The 442-nt window shown below is 49.1% G+C and carries 2 pseudogenes; both read left to right on the top strand.

From position 1 onward, the window contains the following. Positions 1–226: pseudogene (locus ACTHUT_RS22080) on the top strand (MBOAT family O-acyltransferase); the annotation flags it as partial. A gap of 10 nt (positions 227–236) precedes the next feature. Continuing rightward, a pseudogene (locus ACTHUT_RS22075) lies at positions 237–442 on the top strand (DUF459 domain-containing protein); the annotation flags it as partial.

The raw sequence follows: 442 nt of genomic DNA, 5'->3' as shown, positions 1-442 counted from the left end.
TGACAAAGGTTGGAACGCGCCTCTGCCGACCGACCTCATGTTGCTGGGTGCATTTGCGATGATGCTTTTGCTGTACCCGTATTTGCTTCGCTTATTTGAAGCATCGGTAAAAGGCTTGGACAAACTGCCTGCATGGCTGTGGTTTATCCCCATCACGCTTATCCTCGCCCTGATTATCGTCTTCGCCCCGTCCGGCATTCCCGGCTTTATTTACGCCAACTTCTAAGGAGCAGAACATGAAACGCTTTATCTCCCTGTTTGTTTCGATTCTGCTCAGTGCAGTTGCGCTGACGTGGTTTGCCCAAAACTCCATCAATGCCTATTGGCAGCAGACTTATCATGAAAATAGTCCGCTTGAGCCTTTATCCGAATACGCTTGGTGGCGTATCGGTGCAGATTGGCAACAAAAAGCCTACGAATTTTCAGACGGCCTAAAAGCTTC

Source organism: Neisseria sp. P0022.S010 (genome assembly GCF_051956635.1).
This window is presented reverse-complemented; position numbering and strand designations above follow the sequence as displayed.